Genomic DNA, 351 nt, shown 5'->3' with positions numbered 1-351 from the left:
CTGGAAATAGCCCTGCAGATTCTCGCGGTGGAAATCGACGGAGGTGTAGATGATCGGCCGCTTGCCGTAATAAGCTTCCAGCCGGTCCATGAACCGCTTCATCTCTGAGCGCACGGTGGCCGGATCCGGGCGAAGGCGGCAGGTCTTGGATTCGCCGTTCCATTCGACATCGAGAACCGGCGGCAGGCGCATCGCCTCCTTCGGCACATTCTGGATGAACCAGTCGGCCTGTTCGTCTGCGGAGGAACAGAAATAGTAGAAGTGATAGGGCGCATGCGGAATGCCGACGGCGCGGGCGCGCTGCCAGTATTCGCTGAAGCGCGGATCGACGCGATCCTTGCCTTCGGTCGC

The 351-nt window shown here is 61.0% G+C and carries 1 protein-coding gene; it reads right to left on the bottom strand.

Annotation, left to right across the window (positions count from 1 at the left end; translation table 11 throughout):
- Nucleotides 1-351: GH25 family lysozyme (locus SB764_RS38845; RefSeq protein WP_410866589.1), on the bottom strand; the 351-nt coding region annotated here is incomplete at both ends.

The organism is Paraburkholderia sp. SIMBA_027, from assembly GCF_046535315.1.
Lineage (GTDB): Bacteria > Pseudomonadota > Gammaproteobacteria > Burkholderiales > Burkholderiaceae > Paraburkholderia > Paraburkholderia tropica.
This window is presented reverse-complemented; position numbering and strand designations above follow the sequence as displayed.